The organism is Nonomuraea turkmeniaca, assembly GCF_005889735.1.
Classification (GTDB): domain Bacteria; phylum Actinomycetota; class Actinomycetes; order Streptosporangiales; family Streptosporangiaceae; genus Nonomuraea; species Nonomuraea turkmeniaca.
Genome location: NZ_VCKY01000514.1, coordinates 1 through 1,864 on the forward strand (window position 1 = coordinate 1; position 1,864 = coordinate 1,864).

Annotated in this window: 1 protein-coding gene; it reads right to left on the reverse strand. The window is 72.6% G+C overall.

Going from position 1 to position 1,864, the window contains the following annotated elements; all coding sequences use genetic code 11:
• Positions 1-35: 35 nt before the first annotated feature.
• Positions 36-1,637 (reverse strand): recombination regulator RecX, encoded by a 1,602-nt coding sequence (gene recX, locus ETD86_RS57765; protein ID WP_211370938.1) that lies wholly within the window; start codon positions 1,635-1,637, stop codon positions 36-38.
• Positions 1,638-1,864 lie beyond the last annotated feature (227 nt).

Consider the following 1,864-nt stretch of genomic DNA (forward strand, 5'->3'; position numbering starts at 1 on the left):
GGGTTGGGCGGGTCATTGCAGGTTGGTGCCGGACCCTACGGAAAGTCGGCCTCCAGGTCGATGCCCTCCTCTTCCAGGGCTTCCCGGATGACGCGGTAGGCCAAGCCTGACGAGTAGCCCTTGCGAGCGAGCATCCCCGCGAGGCGGCGGGTGCGGGTTTGCGGGTCCAGGGAGCGGGTGGCGGCGAGCTTGCGGTCCACCAGCCGACGAGCCGTCTCCGCCTCCTGGTCAGGGTCCAGACGCTCCACGGCTTCCTTGACCGTGTCGTTGTCGACGCCCCGGTGGCGCAGCTCCGCGGCCAGGGCGCGGCGGGCCAGGCCGCGGCCGTGGTGCCGGGAATCGACCCAGGCCTCCGCGAACGCCTCATCGTTGATCAGACCCAGCTCGGAGAACCGGCCGAGCACCGCCTCGGCGACTTCTTCCGGTACGTCACGTTTGCGGAGGGCCTCGGCGAGCTGGGCTCGGGTCTTGGGCGCCATGGTGAGGAGACGGAGGCAGATGGCCCGGGCCACTGACTCCGGGTCGGCGTCGGGGCTGGTCCCGGCAGGGCTGTCGGCCTCGGGCCCATCGGGTAGCCAGCCACGACTCCGCCGGCCCTTCTCACCGGCCCGTCGCCCCTCCCGGCCGGCTCGACGGCCCTTCCGGCCGGAACGCCTGCCGTCCGGGTCGGATCGGTGGCCCTCCGGGTCAGCTCGGTGGCCCTCCGGGTCGGATCGGTGGCCGTCCGGGTCGGATCGGTGGCCGTCCGGGCCGGATGGGCGGCCTTCCCAGCCAGAACCTTCGACTTCCAGATCGGAACGGCCGCTCTCCCAGCCGGGTCCGCGGCCTTCCCATTCGGAACCTTCGACTCCCTGATCGGAGGGCCTGTCCTCCCAGCCGGTTCGTCGCGCCTTCCCAGCCGGGTCGCTGGGGCGATCTCCAGGGTCCTCACTGAAGTGGTCGGGGGGAGGGCCGGTGGATCGGCGTCTCCTGCCCGTTCGTTTGCTGCCGTCGGCCGCCTGGTCGTCCGCGAACCAGCTACTGCCGGCCAGCACCTCGGAGTGCCACCCCTCGCCTCCGTAGCCACTGCCATCAGGGGTCTCATCGCCGGCATCCCGTCCGGTCCCCGCCTGCCCGGCGGCCGGGATGCTCTCGCCGGAGCCCGATCCGGCCGAGCCCCGTTCGGCCGAGCCCGGTCCGGCCGAGCCCGGTCCGGCCGAGCCCCGTTCGGCCGAGCCCCGTTCGGCCGAGCCCCGTTCGGCCGAGCCCCGTTCGGCCGAGCCCCGTTCGGCCGAGCCCCGTTCGGCGGAGCGGCCGCCGGTGTCGGTGGCTTGTGGGGTCTCCGAACGTGCGCCGGTCGTGTCCTGCCATCCGGTGTCCGCCCGACCGGGCACGGCCTCGGCAGGTGGATCGTCGGTGATCGGTGTGGTCGCGTCCTCTGTGTCCGAGGTTTGTGGCTCCGAGGTGCTGAGGCGGTTATTGCGTTGGTCGCGCCACTCGTCGAGCGACGGCCAGCCGTCCGACGCCGAACGGGCCAGGTCCCGTCCGCCTGGCCATGTGCTGTCCCGTGAGCTAGCCAACGGCTTGCCCTTCGGACTGGGCGGCGGTGTGGAACGCGTGCCGTCGCCTAGGTGGACAGCCTGGCCAGCGGGATGCATGCCGTCGCCTGAGCGGACACGCTGGTCGGGCAACGGCACGCAGGTCGAGCCAGATGTCTCGATTGTGCTGGTGGTCGGGCCGGGGAGACTGGATGTGGAGTGGGGCGGGCCAGGCGCCCCGCGCAGGTTGGGGCACCGTTGGCGCGTCACTCATGGTGAACGATCAGACGTCACCCGGCTTGGGGGTGGACTTCGAGCCGCGGCCGGAGGGGGCGGCGGCCAGGGCC